16 protein-coding genes and 2 pseudogenes are annotated in these 16,513 nt (G+C 65.0%); 9 read left to right on the plus strand and 9 right to left on the minus strand.

The genetic code is table 11. From position 1 onward, the window contains the following. The first annotated feature begins 1 nt into the window (after position 1). The 3 genes from K7711_RS19610 to K7711_RS19620 all read left to right on the plus strand — a co-directional run bounded on the left by K7711_RS19610 (position 2) and on the right by K7711_RS19620 (position 3,404). Positions 2–958, plus strand: a complete 957-nt coding sequence (locus K7711_RS19610) for an NAD(P)-dependent oxidoreductase (protein ID WP_372460160.1) — start codon at positions 2–4, stop codon at positions 956–958. Positions 959–1,024: 66 nt separating this feature from the next. After that, a complete protein-coding gene (locus tag K7711_RS19615; RefSeq protein WP_222970843.1) occupies positions 1,025–2,062 on the plus strand; it encodes a zinc-dependent alcohol dehydrogenase family protein in 1,038 nt (345 codons plus the stop codon). 883 nt (positions 2,063–2,945) lie between these two features. Next, positions 2,946–3,404 carry a reverse transcriptase domain-containing protein gene (locus K7711_RS19620; protein WP_308014826.1) on the plus strand — a complete coding sequence of 153 codons (459 nt, stop codon included), beginning with the start codon at positions 2,946–2,948 and terminating at the stop codon, positions 3,402–3,404. Positions 3,405–3,426: 22 nt separating this feature from the next. On the opposite strand, the gene K7711_RS19625 is transcribed toward K7711_RS19620, so the two are convergent. Genes K7711_RS19625 through K7711_RS19640 form a run of 4 tightly spaced genes read right to left on the minus strand, consistent with a single transcriptional unit; the run spans position 3,427 to position 6,629 of the window. Further along, positions 3,427–4,431 carry a tyrosine-type recombinase/integrase gene (locus tag K7711_RS19625; protein ID WP_222970844.1) on the minus strand — a complete coding sequence of 335 codons (1,005 nt, stop codon included), beginning with the start codon at positions 4,429–4,431 and terminating at the stop codon, positions 3,427–3,429. Beyond that, a complete protein-coding gene (locus tag K7711_RS19630; RefSeq protein WP_222970845.1) occupies positions 4,421–5,404 on the minus strand; it encodes a tyrosine-type recombinase/integrase in 984 nt (327 codons plus the stop codon). Before K7711_RS19630 ends, K7711_RS19625 begins: the two co-directional genes overlap by 11 nt. Continuing rightward, positions 5,401–5,610, minus strand: a complete 210-nt coding sequence (locus K7711_RS19635) for a tyrosine-type recombinase/integrase (protein ID WP_222970846.1) — start codon at positions 5,608–5,610, stop codon at positions 5,401–5,403. The genes K7711_RS19630 and K7711_RS19635 overlap by 4 nt, the downstream gene beginning before the upstream one ends. Beyond that, a complete protein-coding gene (locus tag K7711_RS19640) occupies positions 5,607–6,629 on the minus strand; it encodes a site-specific integrase (protein WP_222970847.1) in 1,023 nt (340 codons plus the stop codon). The genes K7711_RS19635 and K7711_RS19640 overlap by 4 nt, the downstream gene beginning before the upstream one ends. A gap of 165 nt (positions 6,630–6,794) precedes the next feature. On the opposite strand from K7711_RS19640, the gene K7711_RS48955 reads away from it, so the two are divergent. Continuing rightward, positions 6,795–7,442 carry a group II intron maturase-specific domain-containing protein gene (locus tag K7711_RS48955; protein WP_372460161.1) on the plus strand — a complete coding sequence of 216 codons (648 nt, stop codon included), beginning with the start codon at positions 6,795–6,797 and terminating at the stop codon, positions 7,440–7,442. 103 nt (positions 7,443–7,545) lie between these two features. Here K7711_RS48955 and K7711_RS19650 read toward each other — a convergent pair. The 4 genes and pseudogenes from K7711_RS19650 to K7711_RS19665 all read right to left on the minus strand — a co-directional run. Beyond that, positions 7,546–7,623 (minus strand): annotated as a pseudogene (locus K7711_RS19650) (transposase); the annotation flags it as partial. Positions 7,624–7,709: 86 nt separating this feature from the next. Continuing rightward, the gene (locus K7711_RS19655; RefSeq protein ID WP_308014835.1) at positions 7,710–8,063 is read right to left on the minus strand and encodes an aldo/keto reductase; all 354 of its coding nucleotides are present in this window, start codon (positions 8,061–8,063) and stop codon (positions 7,710–7,712) included. Between the two features lie 82 nt (positions 8,064–8,145). Then, positions 8,146–8,556, minus strand: coding sequence for an FAD-dependent oxidoreductase (locus K7711_RS19660; RefSeq protein WP_222970848.1), 411 nt, complete (start codon positions 8,554–8,556; stop codon positions 8,146–8,148). Between the two features lie 171 nt (positions 8,557–8,727). Further along, a complete protein-coding gene (locus K7711_RS19665; protein ID WP_222970849.1) occupies positions 8,728–9,114 on the minus strand; it encodes a hypothetical protein in 387 nt (128 codons plus the stop codon). 710 nt (positions 9,115–9,824) lie between these two features. On the opposite strand from K7711_RS19665, the gene K7711_RS19670 reads away from it, so the two are divergent. The 5 genes and pseudogenes from K7711_RS19670 to K7711_RS19690 all read left to right on the plus strand — a co-directional run bounded on the left by K7711_RS19670 (position 9,825) and on the right by K7711_RS19690 (position 16,021). Next, the gene (locus tag K7711_RS19670; RefSeq protein WP_222970850.1) at positions 9,825–11,156 is read left to right on the plus strand and encodes an MFS transporter; all 1,332 of its coding nucleotides are present in this window, start codon (positions 9,825–9,827) and stop codon (positions 11,154–11,156) included. A gap of 53 nt (positions 11,157–11,209) precedes the next feature. After that, the gene (locus tag K7711_RS19675; protein WP_222970851.1) at positions 11,210–11,980 is read left to right on the plus strand and encodes an alpha/beta fold hydrolase; all 771 of its coding nucleotides are present in this window, start codon (positions 11,210–11,212) and stop codon (positions 11,978–11,980) included. Between the two features lie 5 nt (positions 11,981–11,985). Beyond that, entirely contained in the window at positions 11,986–13,386 is a 1,401-nt protein-coding gene (locus K7711_RS19680; protein ID WP_235747498.1) for an MmgE/PrpD family protein, read from the plus strand. Positions 13,387–14,117: 731 nt separating this feature from the next. After that, positions 14,118–14,668 (plus strand): annotated as a pseudogene (locus tag K7711_RS19685) (IS630 family transposase); the annotation flags it as partial. A gap of 651 nt (positions 14,669–15,319) precedes the next feature. Continuing rightward, positions 15,320–16,021 (plus strand): DUF8020 domain-containing protein, encoded by a 702-nt coding sequence (locus K7711_RS19690; protein WP_222970853.1) that lies wholly within the window; start codon positions 15,320–15,322, stop codon positions 16,019–16,021. 241 nt (positions 16,022–16,262) lie between these two features. On the opposite strand, the gene K7711_RS19695 is transcribed toward K7711_RS19690, so the two are convergent. Further along, on the minus strand, positions 16,263–16,513 hold a 251-nt coding region (locus K7711_RS19695; protein ID WP_222970854.1), incomplete at its 5' end, for a transposase.

Here is a 16,513-nt window from a genome sequence, read left to right on the forward strand (position 1 = left end):
GGTGTGGCACGGGGGACCACCACGCGTCGACACCTACGGAAGGAACGGCATGACCATCGGCTACATCGGATTGGGAACAATGGGCGGCGCGCTCGCAGAGCGGCTGCTGCTCACCCACCCACTGCTGGTGCACGATCGGAGCGAGGCCGCTGGCGCGCGGCTCGCCGCGCTTGGCGCGACCCCTGTCGACATCGCAGAGCTGGCCGCGCGCAGCGAGACGATCATGCTCTGTCTGCCCACCTCGGACCATGTCCGCGAGGTGCTCTTCGGGGAGCAGGCGCTCGCGGACCTCGCGAACCCGGGCACGGTGATCGTCGACCAGACATCGGGGGACCCCAGTGCGACTCGTGAGATCGCCGCGGCGCTTGCCGCACGGGACATCCACCTGATCGACGCGCCGGTCAGCGGCGGCCCGATGAGAGCCGCGGCGGGGACGATCGCGATCATGGTCGGCGCCCCTCGGGAGCGGTTCGACGCGTTGAAGGCGCTGTTCGAGTCGATCAGCCCCAACGTGTTCCATGTCGGCGACATCGGGGCGGGCCACACGATCAAGCTCGTCAATAACCTTATCTCCGGAGCCCAGCGCCTGCTGACGCTCGAGGGGGTGGCGCTCGCGGCCCGCAACGGCCTGGAGCCCCAGGTAGCGGTCCGGGTCCTCGCCGCAGGTGGTGCGCGCAACGCCTACCTCGACACGAGCCTGCCGCACGTGATGAACGGCAACCTCGATCTGGGCTTCACCCTCGCCCTCGCGCACAAGGACGTCCGGCTGGCCTGCCAACTCGGATCCGAGAGCGGGTTGCCGATGTTCTTCGGCAACCTGACCCGCGACTACCTGCAACTGTGCATCAACGAGAACGGCGGGGAAGCGCGGGTCGACACTGCCGCCCTGTATGTCGACCGGATCGCGGGAACGTCGATCGTCTCGCCGCCCGCCGCAGATTCGGAGGAACAGAACTGAGTCCTCCACGCCCGGGATGGATCCGTTGTCCGTTTTCTGATTGGTCTGTGCGAAGGAGGCTGCACAATGCAGGGTCTGGTATTCCTCGGGGAGCGGCGCGTCGAGCTGCGCGAGTTCGACCAGCCGGAACCTGGGGCGGGTGAGGTGGTCCTGGCGATCAAGGCGTCGGGGTTGTGTGGCAGCGACCTCCATCGCTACCGGGGACCGGCCGTTCGCGAGGACGAGGTCGGGCAGCTGTGCGTCACAGGTCACGAGCCGGCAGGCGTCGTCGCGGCGGTGGGGCCGGGCGTGGCGCCGGAGGTCGCGGCCGTCGGCGACCGGGTGATGATGCACCACTATGGCGGCTGCGGCGCGTGCGACCGCTGCCGGTCGGGATGGCCGCAGATGTGTGACCGCGTGTTCGCCAAGGTCTACGGGACGGACACGAACGGTGCGCACGCGCCGTTCATGCTCGCCCAGGTCAGCACCTTGGTCCCGCTCGCCGACGCACTCAGTTTCGAGGCGGGTGCCGCCATCGGCTGCGGCACCGGCACCGCGTGGGGTGGCCTCGCCCGGCTCCAGGACGACATCGGCGGCGCGACTGTGGCGGTGTTTGGTCAGGGGCCGGTGGGTCTGTCCGCAACCATGCTCGCCCGAGCGCGCGGCGCCCGGGTGATCGCGATCGACCTCTCGCCCGAGCGGCTGGAAGCGGCTCGGAAGTTCGGCGCTACCGAGACCCTCAACCCGGCCGAAGTGGACGTCGCTGCGGCGGTACGAGACCTCACTGACGGCGTCGGCACGCCATTCGTCCTCGAGACGTCCGGCTCGTCGAGCGCAGCCACGACCGCGTTGGACTCGCTGGCCAAGTGGGGTAAGGCCTGCATGATCGGCCTCGGCGGTACGGTGAGCTTCGCCCCGCAGTCGTACCTCCGCACGCAGATCACCGTCATGACCTCATGGTCCATGTCGATCGTCCACCAGGCCGAGTGCGCCCGGTTCATCGCACAGCATGGCCTCCCAGTCGACGAGCTCTTCTCGCACCAATGGCGCCTCGACCAGGCCGAGGAGGCCTACGCCGAGTTCGACCGACAGACCTCAAGCAAGGCCGCATTCGTCTTTGACTAATTGCCGGGCGCGGCGATCGTCGACCGCGGGAGTGTCGGAAGTGCGACAGAGCGTGTGTCACGAACGTAGAGAGGGGCCGCCTGTGTAGGTGGGGAGGTTTCTTGATGCGGTGCTGCACGAGAGATGAGGGATTGATGGCCCCTCGGAGTCGCCCTGCGGAGGGAGGCTTCAAGCCGCCTCATGCTGCGTTAGCTGAAGACTGTCGTGGTGAGCGATGAGGAAAAGGCGTCCTGGAGGCGTCAGGCGGGGGACGGGAAGACGACCACTGCTGAAGCGTCGTAACTCACTCAGATGACATCGAAACCGGGGCGTTGCTCTGTGTCTCGGGATGAGCCTGGCGGGTGTCCGCTGACTGGCCAGGCGGTGTCCGGCGTAGAGGTGGCGTGAGCCCGGCCTGCGGCTGTCGTGCGGAACGTGAGAAGGCGTGTCTGGATACTGCCGCTTCAGCAGTGGTGAGAGGGAGCGCCCGAGCCGGGAGTGCCCCGTAGGGACGTGAGTACCGTTGCCCGACACGCCGGCGGACCGGCTCGTAGTAGCGGTGAGGTCTCTGTAATGGAGGCGGAGCGAAGGGGCCGGGTTGTCCGTGGCTGTTGTCCGTTCGATCAACCGGCGCGTGCCGGGAGGAGTTGCGTGGGCGAGCTGAAAGCATCTGGCAAGCCGTTCGAGATCTCGAAGTATGAGGTCTGGGACGCCTGGCTGAAGGTGAAGGGGAATCAGGGCGCGCCTGGGGCGGATGGGCAGTCCATCGAGGCGTTCGAGAAGGATCTCAGGAACAACCTGTACAAGGTCTGGAACCGGATGTCGTCGGGGGACCTACTTCCCGCCGCCGGTGATGGCGGTGGAGATACCGAAGCCGCATGGCGGAGGGACTCGCGTGCTCGGGGTGCCCACTGTCGCGGACAGGATCGCGCAGACCGTGGCCGCGGCCCGGTTGGAGAAGGTGGTGGAACCGCTGTTCCATCCCGACTCCTACGGGTATCGGCCCAAGCGAGGCGCGCTGGACGCGGTGGCGGCATGCCGCAAACGCTGCTGGGAGTTCGACTGGGTGATCGATATGGACATCCGGAAGTTCTTCGACAGCGTGCCGTGGGACCTGATCGTCAAGGCGGTGGACAAGCACACCGACCATGAGACCCGCTGGGTGGTGCTGTATGTGAAGCGGTGGCTGGCCGCTGCACTGCAGCTGCCCGAAGGGACCTTGCAAGAGCGGGATCGCGGAACCCCGCAGGGCGGGTTATGCGCAGCTGCGCATAACCCGCCTTATGAGCAGTGCTGGGTTATGCGCAGTGCGGCTGGATGTGGGCTGGTGACAGTGGATTTCGGGGTCGCACGCTGCGCATAACCCTTCGCGGTGGATGTTGGGCTCACAGACTGGAGAGCCAGTCGAGTAGTCCGGTGTCGCGGTTCCATTCGGGCAGTTCGTCGGTGACGATATCGGTGTAAGCGGCTTCGAGGGCTTTGCGTTTGGCCTCGGTGGAGGCGCGGGCGTAGATCTCGGTGGTCGTCAGATCGACGTGCCCGAGGATGTCACGGATGAACGGTAACGCCACGCCTGCCTCGTAGAGGTGCATCGCCTTGCTGTGGCGCAGGATATGCGGGCTGAGATCCGCGCCAGTGAGCGCCGGATCTGCGGTGCGGGCTTGATATTTGGTGAGGATCCAGGCGACGCCGCCGCGGCTGAGCTTGTGGTGATGCTGATTGGTGAACAGCGGGTGGTCATCGTGTCCGGGCCGGTCGAGGCCGTGTTCGGTCAGGTAGGCGTTCAGCAGTGCCACGGTGTTGTCGCCGAGCGGGACGTGGCGGGTCTTGCGGCCTTTGCCGGTCAGCACCACCAGCGGCGGAGGTGCCAGGCGGATGTCGGCTGCGGTGAGGTCGGCGAATTCGGAAACCCTGGCGGCGGTGTCGTAGAGCGTGGCCAGCAGGGTCGCGTCGCGACGGCCTCGCCGGGTGGCCCGGTCGGGTGCGGCGAGCAGGCAGCGGGTTTGATCGACGGTCAGGTGATTCACCCGCGGCTGGGCGTCGCGTTTGGCGGGGACGGCGAGAATGGTCTGGCAGCAGGCCATTCGGGCCGGGTCTTCCGATTGCAGCCACCGGAAGAACGAGCTGACCGCGGCGAGGCGCTGGTTGCGGGTCGAGATGCTGTTGTGCCGTTCGGTTTCGAGCCAGTCGAGGAACCCGGTGACCGCGGCGGCATCGAAGTAGTCGAGGGTGAGTTTCTCGGGCGGGACGGATCTGTTGTCGCGGAACCAGGCGATCAGCAGTTTGAAGGTGTCGCGGTAGGAGGCGATGGTGTGGGGTGAACAGCCCCGCAGCCCGGCCAGATGCGCGGTGAGGAAGCGGTGCAGCAGCACCGCGAAATCAGTTGCCATGACCCGCTCCTGCCGTGACCGGTGCGATGATGTCGCCGTAGGCTCGCTGGACCGCGGCGGTGATGTGCGGGTAGGACTCGGCGGTTAACCGCAGGTAATAGTCGGTGTCGGCGATGCTGGAGTGACCCATGTAAGCCTGCAGGACCGGCAGCAACGCGCCGACGTCCATCCCGCGAGCGAACCACGACCGAAGATTGTTGACCGCCATCGTGTGTCGCAGATCATGGACCCGGGGGCCGTGGCCTCGGCCGCCGTGCGGGATGCGGGCCTGCCAGAGGAACCGGCGGAAGTTCTTGTCGATGTTGCCGATCGTCAACGGATTTCCTGATGTGCCGGGGAAGAACCAGTCGCCGCCGGTGCGCCCGGCGACGCGGGCGTGGTAGCCGGCCAGCCTGTCGCGCAGCCCGGCGCTGACCGGGACCTGACGGTCCTTGCCGCCTTTGCCATCGCGGATCCTCAGCACCCCGGCGTCGAGGTCGACATCGCCGAAACGCAGCAGCCGCGCTTCGGAAGCGCGTAGCCCGCAGGCGTAGATCGTGCGGAACAGTACCGGCATGACCAGGTGCCGAAAAGGGACCTGACAGTCGTAGTGGCAGAGGTCGGTTCGACCGAACAGAGCCGCCAGTTCAGAATCGGTGTAGATGTGCGGGACGTAGCGGGCAGGGCGGGGCAACGCCCCGGCGGGCAGGACGTAGGCCGCCGCGCCCCGGCGGCCCAGCCAGCGGGCCAGTTCCCGCACTGGCGTGACCAAACCGTGCAGGGTCGCTGGGGCGACGCCGCGCCTGCGGGCGGCGTCGATCCACGCCTCGACCGAGGCTTGGGTGGGTGCCTGCTGTCCGGGAAACCGGTCCGCGGTGAACGCCGCGAACCGGTTCAGCACCCGCTGTTCGGCGTCGTATTTGTAACCGGTGGCGCGTTTCTCGGTGATCAGCGCGGTGATCGCGTCGGTCATCGGCATAGCGGCGGTGTTCATCGCGACGCCCCGTCCGCCGGTGCGTCGGGGTCCAGCGCGCACTGCGCCAGCAGACTCAGCGAGGATTTCAGGTAGACCCCGGCCGATTCGGCCGATTGATGACCCAGGATGTCAGCGATCTGCTCGACCGGAGTGCCGTTCTCCATCAGCCGGGTCGCCAGGGTGTGCCGCAGCGAGTGCATGCCGTGACGGCGTTTCTCACTCACCGGAACGTGCGCTGCCCGAGCGTGTTTGACCAGGATCTGATGCAGATGATCCTGGTCGGAGAACGCGCCGATCGGCGCGGTGTGCCGCACGAACACCTGCGGGCAGTCACAATCCGGCGGCCGTGACGCAGGTAATCGATGACCGCCCAGCCGACATCCTTCAGTAGCGGTAGCCGAACCTCGTGACCGGTCTTGGCTTGGGTCACCAGCAGCCGGTTGCCCGGCCAGTCGAAGTCGGCGAACTCCAGCCGCTTGACGTCGATTCCGCGCAGACCGAGTCGGGTGATCAGCAGAATGATCGCGTAATCGCGTTTCCCACACGGGTTGTCGCGGTCGATCGCTGCCACGATCGCGGCCACCTCACCGGGATCCCAGACCGACGGGATCCGCGCCCCTCTGGTCGAACGCGCCGCCGGCACCGCGTCCAGGCAGGCGCCGTCGACCAGACCCGCCGCGGCGGCGAACCGCAGGAACGACCGCACCGCGCACAGTTTCTGCTCGACGGTCTTGACCTGGTAACCGGTCAGGGTAGCGACGAACGCGCCGATCACGGCGGCGTCGCAGCAGCCCAGCCCTGCGCGAGTGTCGGTGAACGCGAGGAACTCCGCGGCCAGCGTTCCATATGTCCGCACCGTCGAGACCGAACGACCGGTCGAGCGCAGGTGCGCCTGGAACACGGCGATCGTCGCGGCACCGCCGGTGTCGAGCTTGCTGACCGACCGACTGTAGCGGCGCAGGACCGCGCCATGAACGGCGTAGTCCTGCAGCATTTGGGCGACCCTGAACAGATAGACGTCCGTTTGTTTCAAAGTGCCAGCCTGTTCCTTGGCGAAGAAGCCGCACGCATCATCGACCCACGCCATCGCCGCGTCCAGGGAGAACTCCTCGACACCGCGGGCGTCGAAGTGTCTCTGCATCCGCCGCCAACAACCCTGGTACCACACGAGAGTCGAGTCCTTATATCCCAGACGCCGTAACTCCGCTTCCAGGCCCGATACCAGCACAGACAACCTCGTCATGACAATCGACCTCCGATCACCCGGGCCCGGCCCCATGCCGAGACCTCCAGATCAGAGGATCCGCGTTATGCGCAGCGTTCGACCCCGAAATCCACTGTCACCAGCCCACATCCAGCCGCACTGCGCATAACCCAGCACTGCTCATAAGGATCGGCGATTTCGCCTGTGCTCGCCAACCTGTTCATGCACTATGCGTTCGACCTGTGGCTGGAGAGGGAGTTCCCGTCGGTCAGGTTCGAGCGTTATGCCGATGACGCGGTCATTCACTGCAGAAGCCTGCAGCAGGCAACGAATGTGCTTGCCGCACTGGAGAACAGGATGGCGGGAGTAGGGCTGCACCTGCACCCGGACAAGACCAGGATCGTGTACTGCAAAGACAGCAACCGGCGCGGCTCGTATGAGAACACGTCGTTCACGTTCCTGGGCTTTACGTTCCGGCCACGGCAGTCGCAACGCAAGGACGGGATGCGGTTTACCGCGTTCCTGCCTGCGATCAGCAAGGATGCCCTGAGGAAAATCGGTGCCGAAGTTCGATCCTGGCGGCTGCACCGCTGGGTCAGCTCGGACGGACGGGAGATCGCGAAGCTGATCAACCCTAAGATACGAGGCTGGATGGCCTACTACGGGGCTTTCTATCCTTCGGCGCTGTATCCCGTGCTCCGGCGCATCAACACCTATCTGCTGCGCTGGATCATGAGCAAGTACAACAAGCACAGCACCTGGAAGAAAGCCATTCGAGTGCTGGCTGACGCGGCTGTCGACCGGCCGAGGTACTTCGCGCACTGGGCCTGGGTGAAACCGGCTGCCGGATGACCAGGACGACAAGAGCCGTATGACGGGAGACTGTCACGTACGGATCTGTGGGAGCCCGGGGTTGAGATACCCCGGGCCACCCGACCAGATCTGAGACAGTCCCCACTGCGCGCCGGTAGCAGGCGTTGAGCGACTCGATCGCGTTGGTCGAGCAGATCACACGGCGTATCTCGACGTCGTAGAGGCTGTTGCAGAATCGATTGCCGCCGAAGGGGTTTGGCTGGGATTATGGGGTGTGACCAAGTCGTATCGCCCGGTAGTGCGGGATTAGCCGATGTGGGCGCGGCGGGTGGTGGACGCGTAGGCTTCAGGCTGCCTGAAGTGGCCAACCTTTTCCGTCGGCGACGAGGCCGTCCATGGCGCCGGCCATCTCTTCGGTCGACACCTCGGGGTCCACGCGTGCTGGCAGAGCAGATCGATACGGTCGGTGCGCAGGGGCCGCAGGGAGCCTTCTACGGTTTGCGGGGCGAGAGCCTTGCCGACGAGTTCTTCATTGTCGAACGGGCCGTAGATCTCGGCGGTGTTGAAGAAGGTGAAACCGCGGGCGGCGGTGGCCTGCATCAGGGCAACCATGTCCGCCTCGACCGTCGGGTGCCGCAGTGGACGTTCATCCCCATGCAGCCGAGCCCAGGGGCGAAAACCCGAGCCGGTGCCCTAGCCGTCGCTTGTGGATCATCCGAACACCCCGCTCGCGCAGCTGCGTTCAGGCTGCCCGACGGGCGAAAGAACGGCTGAACTGTCGACCGGATTCGACCATCCTCTGCACGTTGTCGAGCCGTGCTGTTTCGTACTCCAGCAGACCTTCGGCTATCGAGCCGCCGGGGCCACGGGACGGGAATGCGTCGGCAAGGGCCTCGGCGTCGTACAGGGCGGCGCTGAAACCGGATCCAGTCATCGGTGTCGCCACGTGGGCGGCGTCGCCGACGAGGGCAAGGCGGCCGTCGACGATCCGATTAGGTACATGCTCCGCGATCGGGGTTCCGATGACGGCGCGCCGATCGATGCAGTCGAGGATCGCGTCGCGCCATACCGCGGGCCACAGATCGCGGGCGAGGTCCGCCAGGTCGTCCATAGTGGACGCCGGGACGTCGGCGGGGGCCAAGGATCGCTGCACGACGTTGCCAACAACACTCCCGGCGGCACGCAGCACATCGTTGTGCCCTGCGCAAATAAATTCAGGTATTGGCGACTGCGGGTTTGCCGCCGCTCGGCTGTCTGTCGACCGCACTCTCAAGCGGCGGACTACATACCGGATGGCGCGGCTGCTACGGAGCCGGCACCCCGATCAGTGGATACGTGTGTATAGCCGGGCCCGTATCCGCTTGCGCTCGTCGGAGATGCGGTACACCATGGCGACCGGCGCCGCCGGCTCGGGTTCGGGCAGCGGGTCGCGCTCGGCCTCGAACTCCCGTTCGATCCGGCTGACGACACGGTCGGCTTCGGCACCACGGCCGTGCTCGGCCGGCCAACGTGCGGATTCCGGAAGGCTGCGCGGACCCAGCCGAACAGCGGCAACCACCGCCAGCCCTCCCACAGGAAGTGGGAGTCGGCGACCAGGAGCCCGCCGAGCAGCGCGACCACCGGGTGCGAAGAATCCGATCGTGTAGGCGATCGCGATCATCCGACCCCGCCTGAGCTTGGGCATCAACTCGCTGAGGTAGGTGTCGATCAAGATCAGCTCCGCCCCATGAACACGCCACACAAGCCGCGGCTCGCGATCAGCACACCGATGTTCGGGGAGAATGCCACGAGAAGACACAACACCAAGTAGGGCCATCGAGCCGCGGGAAGTCGGTCGAGGGCCGGACCGGGCCGAAGTTCTCGGCGGCGTCCACGTCGTCCTCCTCCTTGAGGTGAAAGCAAATGGTGGGCGTTGCCCCGCCGCGGCGGGCCACAGGTAGAGCGGCGATGCCCGAAAGCTAGGTGGTGCAGGTCACCTGGGGCAATGAGCCTCTCCAATCCCGAACCAATGGCTACTCAGCAGCCATACGTGGCGGCCAATGGCTGACCACTGGCACAAGATCGTCACACCCTGCGCTCGTGAACGGGCACGGGCGTCGGCGTGGACAGGGAGTGCTTGAGTGCTGACTGAAAGCCCGCTATCGGGGGCTTCCCGCTCGCTCCGGGCGGCGCCGAGATCTTGACACGGCGTGTTGCCCTTCTTATTCTGTTTCCAGTTCCGAATTTGTATCCGAAATATTGAACAGTGCCCGGCGTCGGCCATCTGCGTTGCCAGCACTTTTCGCGCAACGATGTGGAACGGAGGCTCGGTGAGCGGACTTCGGGTGCGGAAAGGCCTCACGCGTGAACGGGGTCGACGGGTCGGCTGACCGCAAAGCCCGGGTCGCCGGTCGGCCACTCGGTTCGTTCAGGAGGTTCGACATGTCCATCAATGCTGAGGACGGCGCCCGAGGAACCCTGGTGCCCGGAGACCGCCGCCCGGCCCCTGAGAGGTTCAACCGCCGCATCGCGGCGGCCAGTCTGATCGGCACGCTGGTCGAAGGCAACGACTTCGTCCTTTATGGGCTGGCTGCGGCGCTGGTGTTCCCTCACGTGTTCTTCCCGTCGCTCGGGGAGACGGCTGGCACGGTGGCTTCGTTGGCAACCCTCGGGGTCGCCTTCGTTGCTCGTCCGTTCGGAAGCGTTCTTTTCGGACATTTCGGAGACAAGTACGGGCGCAAGGCGACGTTGGTCGTCACACTGCTCAGCATGGGCGTGTGCACCACGCTCATCGGGTTCGTGCCCCCGGCCACGCAGATCGGTGCGACGGCACCGATTTGCGTAATCGTCCTCCGGGTCGTGCAGGGCATTTCGGCCGGCGGTGAATGGGCAGGCTCGACCCTGTTCGTTGCCGAACACGCACCACGCGAAAAGCGTGGCTTGTACGCGATGTTCCCGCAAATCGGGCACGCGCTCCCGACGGCCTTCTCGAGCGCGGTCTTCCTCGTCATCGGCCTGATGATGAGCGAAAGCTCGTTCAACAGCTGGGGCTGGCGGGTCCCGTTCGTCGCCAGTTCGCTGCTCGTCGGCATCGGTCTCTACATCCGCCTCAAGCTGGACGAGACGCCGGTGTTCAAGCGGGAGGCGAGCCGAGGTGTCTCGAAAGTGCCGTTCCTGGAGGCGTTCAAGCAACAGCCATGGCAGATCATCAGGGGTGCCGGGGTGGCCTTGACGACCTTTGCGCTGACCTACCTCGCGAGTTCGTACCTCGCCAACTACGGGACGACTGTGCTTGGGTTCTCCCGCACCAGCGTGCTCGCCGTAACGCTCATCGCGGGCCTGGTCTACGCCCTGGCGACCGCGGCCAGCGCGTTGCTCTCGGACCGCACCGGCCGGCGCCGGATGCTCGGCACTGCGCACATCGCCGGGTTCGCTTGGGTGCTCGTCCTGTTTCCGATCGTCAACACGCGCTCCTTCTGGGCGTACGTCCTCGCTCTGGCGGTGACCTACCTCATCGCCGGGCTCAACTACGGTGCGGTGGGCGCCTTTCTGCCGGAACAATTTCGCACCCGGTACCGGCAGACCGCCACCGGTATCTCCTACAACCTCACCAGTGTGATCGGCGGGGGAATCGTCCCGTTGATGGCTCCAATCGTCATCGATTTGGCTGGGTCATCCGCATTCGGCATTCTCTTGGCGGTCATATGCGCGATTGCCGCCTTATGCACCTTTTCGCTGCGGGAGACGCGAAACGTGAATCTCGACGAAGTCTAAGAGCGTCAAGGATGTTCTGCCGACCGCAGACGTAACAATGAAGGAGTTGCTTCGTGTCGACTTTCGTCCTGATCCACGGCTCCCATCATGGCGGATGGTGCTGGGAGAAGGTGCGCGTCGCTCTTGAGGCGAACGGGCACCAGGTCTGGTGTCCGACGCTGCCGGGATTCGGCGAACGCTCGGCCGAGCTGGAAAATGAGGATTCGCCGTTCAATCTGCTGATCGGTGACGTCGTGCGGCTGATCGAGGAGCAGGGACTACGCGACGTCGTCCTCGTGGGACACAGCCTCGGCGGAATCGTGGCCCGTGGCGTGGCAATTACCGCGACGGAGAGAATCCAATCTCTCGTCTACGTGGACGGCGGCATCCTGGACTACGGGGAGTCGCCGTGGGACAAGATCCCCGACGCGCAGCGCGCCGATCGGCTCACGCGCACCAGGCTGCGTAATGGCGTCCGCATCCTCGATCCTCCTCGGCCTGAGTCGTTCGGTATAACCGATCCGGACCAGGTCGAGTGGATGAAGGAACGTCTCAGCCCGCAGGCCTTTTCGATCTACGACGACCGGTTTCCGTTTGAGGGCAAGCCTGAAGCATTGTTGAAGACGATGTATGTCGAGTGCGTCGTGCCGGTTCATCACGCTGCGAGCCGGCACCGCGCCCGGGCGCGCACGATGGGGCTCGAAGTGCGAACGCTGGAGACCAGCCATGACGCGATGATCACCGCGCCGGGACAACTCGTCGACATGTTGCTCAGCGCGAGCGACGAAGCCCGGCCGTGCGACGTCCGTGCCGAACCGGGCCGGACCGGAGAAGAACTGGAGTGAAGGACATGACAGCGTCGGCAGGCGACGACAGGACAGTGGAAGAGCGGCTGGCAGATCACCTGGCCACGACTGGTCCAGCGGACATTCCGAAGGCCACGGCCGCGGAGGCCGCGCGCGGGATCCTGTGGTGGACGGCAACAGCCTTGGAGAGTGCGGCAGGTCCGCAGCAGGAGGCTCTTCGGTCGCTGGCGCGCCGCCACGGTGGGCCGCCCGAGGCCACCGTGCTCGGGAGCGAGCTTCGTGCGCCAGCCGAACTAGCCGGCCTGATCAACGGCCGGGCAGGCAAGGCGGGCGAGCATGAGGACAAGTTCTGGGCCGACGGCCTCATTGGGTTCGCAGTGGGTTGCTGTGTCGTTCCCGCCGCCGTCGCGATGGCGCAAGTTCGCGGGAACGTGTCGGGGCGTGAGCTGATCACCGCGGTCGCTTTGGCGATCGATGCTGCGGGACGTCTCTTCAGCCCACTCGGCATGGGCTTTCTCGCTGGGCGAACGACCGCTAACGCCACTTTCGCGCTGGGAAACTACGGGGCCGCGGTGGCCGCGGGCAAGATCCTCGGCCTCGACGCCTCCGCGTTCCTCAATGCACTGGGCATCGCACACAACCAAGCGGGAGGCAACTACCAGGCGCAGTACGAGGGCCGCGGAGTTTCGATCCAAGCAGGCTTCTCGGTTCGCAACGGCGTGACCGCCGCGCGGATGGCGGCAGCCGGGGTGCACGGGCCACGCGGGTCGATATCGGGGAAGGCCGGACTGTACGCCGTCCACTACCCGCAAAGTGAGGTCGACCTGCAGGTCATCACGAAGGGCCTCGGCGCGGACTACCTCGGGCGGAAGGTGGGGTACAAGGCGTACCCGTGCGGGGTCGTCGCGCACGCGGCGGTGGAGGTGGTGTGCGGGCTGCGCGAGCGGATCGCCGGTCGGGCGATCGAGGCCGTGGAGGTGCGGGGCCCCTATAGCTTGGCCATCATGGTCGAGCCGGTGGAGGCGAAGCAGGCGCCGCGGACCCCCACGGAAGCTCAATTCAGCCTCCCGTGGGCAGTTGCCTGTGCGCTGCGCGACGGAGACCTCACGATCGACCATTACAGCGCTGGCGCGGTCCTCGACGAGCAGCTTCGTGCGCTCGCCGGCCGGGTGAAGCCGGTGATCGTCGACGGACTGGAGGGGACCGAGGTGCGCGTTGCGCTGGCGGACGGGGAAGTCATCGAGTCGGAGCTGTCCGTCGCGCGAGGACACCCGGATAATCCGCTCTCCAATGCGGAAATCACTGCACTCTTCCTGAAGTCTGCCGAACGGACCGCGGTCGACTCCGCGCAGGCGACCGCGGCGCTCGGGATGCTTGAGACCCTGGCCGACCAGACTGATGTGGACCAAATCTTCAGCCGGTTGACGGGACCGCTGCCCGGGTGACGAACGTGGGTCGGCGGCGATGCTGTGTGAACGCTGGTTCAGCGACGCACGGGACGGTCACCGAACTCGAAGGTGCTGCACTGTACGAGGAATGCACCCGCGGCGAGTCGTCATTCTTGTCGCGGGTGTATTCGGTCACGGAAGCAGAATCTGTTCGCCTTCAGTGTGGGACGTCACAGCCGATGACAGCTTGGTTTCTCTCCGCAGGACTGTATGCAAGTCCCATCTGCGCGCTCAGCTGTGTAGGGCCAATGGTCGCCCCGCCCGTCTTGACTCGCCATGGCGGGCGATATGACGTATTAACATACGGAATATAGAATGATTGTTCTGGTCGGCGGGACGCGTGGCGGTCGGTGGACCGCACGCAAAGCTCGCGCAGGAAGACATGACCGCCGGGGTCGTCGGGGTTCGCCCGTGTCCTGCGTCGTGCCGGAAGACCCGTACTCATCGCCGAGATACCGACCAGATAGGAACGGAGTTCCAGTCCATGACCCACGATCTCGACGCGCTGGCCGCCAAGGTGCAGGAGTTGTCCACCGCCAGGCGATCTGGGACTGCCTGATGCGCTACACGTGCGGTGTGGACCGCTTGGACTGCGAGCTCGTCCTCGTCACCTGAACCCATCGAGGCGCGTGGAGAGCCCGGTGCGGGGACAACTCGCACGCCGGGTTCGGCGGGCGGAGAGACCGGCAGTCGAAATGCTGCACGGCGCCTCGTCTCCGACCCAATAGATGCAGGCGTTGGACCGGTCGCAGCCGGGGCTGCCGATGATGCCGGGCATGCCCAAGTGCCGCACCCACGACTACGTCCGCCACGGCGCCACCAGCTTGTTCGCCGCTCTCGACGTGGCCACCGGCAAGGTCATCGGCCAGCATCACCGCCGACACCGCCACCAGGGGTTTCTGCGGTTCCTCAAAACCATCGACACGAACACTCCCGCCGAGCTGGACCTCCATCTCATCTGTGACAACTACGGCACCCACACCCGTCATCAACAAATGGCTGGCGGCCCACCCGCGATTCCACCTGCATTTCACCCCCCACCAGCAGTTCCTGGTTGAACCTCGTCGAACGCTGGTTCGCCGAACTCACCAACCGCAAACTCCGCCGCTCAGCCCACCGCAGCGTCGCCGAGCTCGAAACCGACGTCCTTGCCTGGATCCACGCATGGAATGACGATCCGAAACCGTTCGCATGGACCAAAACCGCCGACCAAATCCTCGACAGCCTCGCCCACTACTGCCGCAGACTTACGGCGCTGAACAACGACTCAGCACACTAGGCGCCCCAGGATCAGTCGGGCCTCACCACTGCGAACCCCGGATGGATTGCGAACCCGCAAGACCGGACCCAAAGCACCCTCTCGAACTGGCAACCATCGGCGAGGTGAGCGCAAACGACCAGCTCGAAGCGGTCAGCCCTGAACCCCGAACACCAACGGATGACGTATCGAGAGTTACCCCTCTCCTGAAGTGACCCTTGACACGTTTGCAGAATCTCCTTACCCTCATCCCATATCACGTACATATATACGCAATAACGTACATATCTAGAGGTTGCCGCGCTCGAAACAGTGCTCCTCGACCGGTGAGGTGTGGCACGTCGTGCGATCCCGAAACAGGTCAACCCAAATAGGTGCGACGCCATCGCATCAGGGTCGAAGACTCAAAGAGTTGATGCGACCGGGAACGACGAGACCTCGCACGACAACGAGAGGCAGGACTGCAGCAATGGCGATAACAATCGACAACAGCGTCGGTGATGATGTCGAACGAACTCAGACCGCGGATGGTCGACGGTTTCGACTCGTCGCAGTTGCGTTCAGAACAATTAGCTCATAACCATCCATATGTATACGTCTGGTGTGGGTGGTTGTTTCCTGTTCCAATCACGCGCTTCTCTGCGCGTGCTGCAATAAGAAAAGGAAGAAATGATGAGGAGATTTACCGTGTTGCCGGTGATGTTGATCGCCAGCCTGGGGGCAACCGCCGCAGTCGCGGGAGCCGCACCGGTCCCGACCGATACAGGGGTAGTGCACTACACCGCCAGGGCAAACGACAAGTCAACCGTGATCACCACAGACGCGGGATCGATGAAGGCCGACAACGGCGTGTTCAAGATCGAAGCCGCCAACGGCACCGTGCTGGCAGGATCCGCCCTGTCTTTCCGCGTGGACGATTTCGTCTTCCCCATTGACGCCAGTATCGCAGGACATACTGCCACGCTCACTCCGCGTTTCGACACCGCACACGCCGTGTACAAACCCGTCTCGCTCCCGTTCGAAAACCAGGCACCCTTCAAAACACCCTACGACCGCGAGCAGGCAGCCTGGAACCGCCTGGTCACAACAATCTCAACTGGCGCCACCGTCGGCACCATGGTCGGCGGCATCGCCGGCGGCGCGGTCGGATGCGTCCTCGGCGGCATCGCAGGAGCAACAGTTGCCGCAGCCTCCATCATCGGACTCTTCGGACCATTCGTACCAGCAGCCGTAATCGGCTGCCTCGGCGGCATCATCGCCGTCGGCGCACTCGGCACCCTCGCCGGCCAACTCCTGGTCACAGCACCCGTCGCCATCCTGGCCGCCGTCCAATACTTCACCACCATCAACCAACCCTTCACCCCAGCCAAATAACACACCTTCAATCGACACCACCGCCAAAGGTGCTACGCAACACCTGTGTTGGCAAGGGTTTGTGTCCGACGCGGCTACCGCCGCTGGGGCGGTAGCCGCGTCGGAAGGGACTGTAAGAAGCGACAGAGCCAGATCTCAGACAGTCCCCGCCGCCCGGGAGTGTCGGAATTTGGCTCTGTCGCACTTTCGGCTCTGTCGCACTTTCGGCTCTGTCGCACTTTCGGTGGTAACGAATCCTATTCTACCCCAGTAGAATTCGGTGTCGGAGGAGCTGGAATCCGGCACGTCCGTACATTTGGCGTTTCAGGAATTTCGTTTTCGTGTTGACGCCTTCGCAGGGACCGTTGGTGAAGGGCAACGTGAGTCCGGCGACGGCGGCATCGTGGTCTTGGTCCAGGCCCCGCAGGAAGGGGCTGAGTTCGGGTAGATCGGCTGCACGGACCTGCTCGATCCATGCGTCGAGGTCGCTGCCGCGGCGTTCGGTCATGATCT

The sequence above is a fragment of the Nocardia coffeae genome (assembly GCF_019890715.1).
Lineage (GTDB): Bacteria > Actinomycetota > Actinomycetes > Mycobacteriales > Mycobacteriaceae > Nocardia > Nocardia jiangxiensis.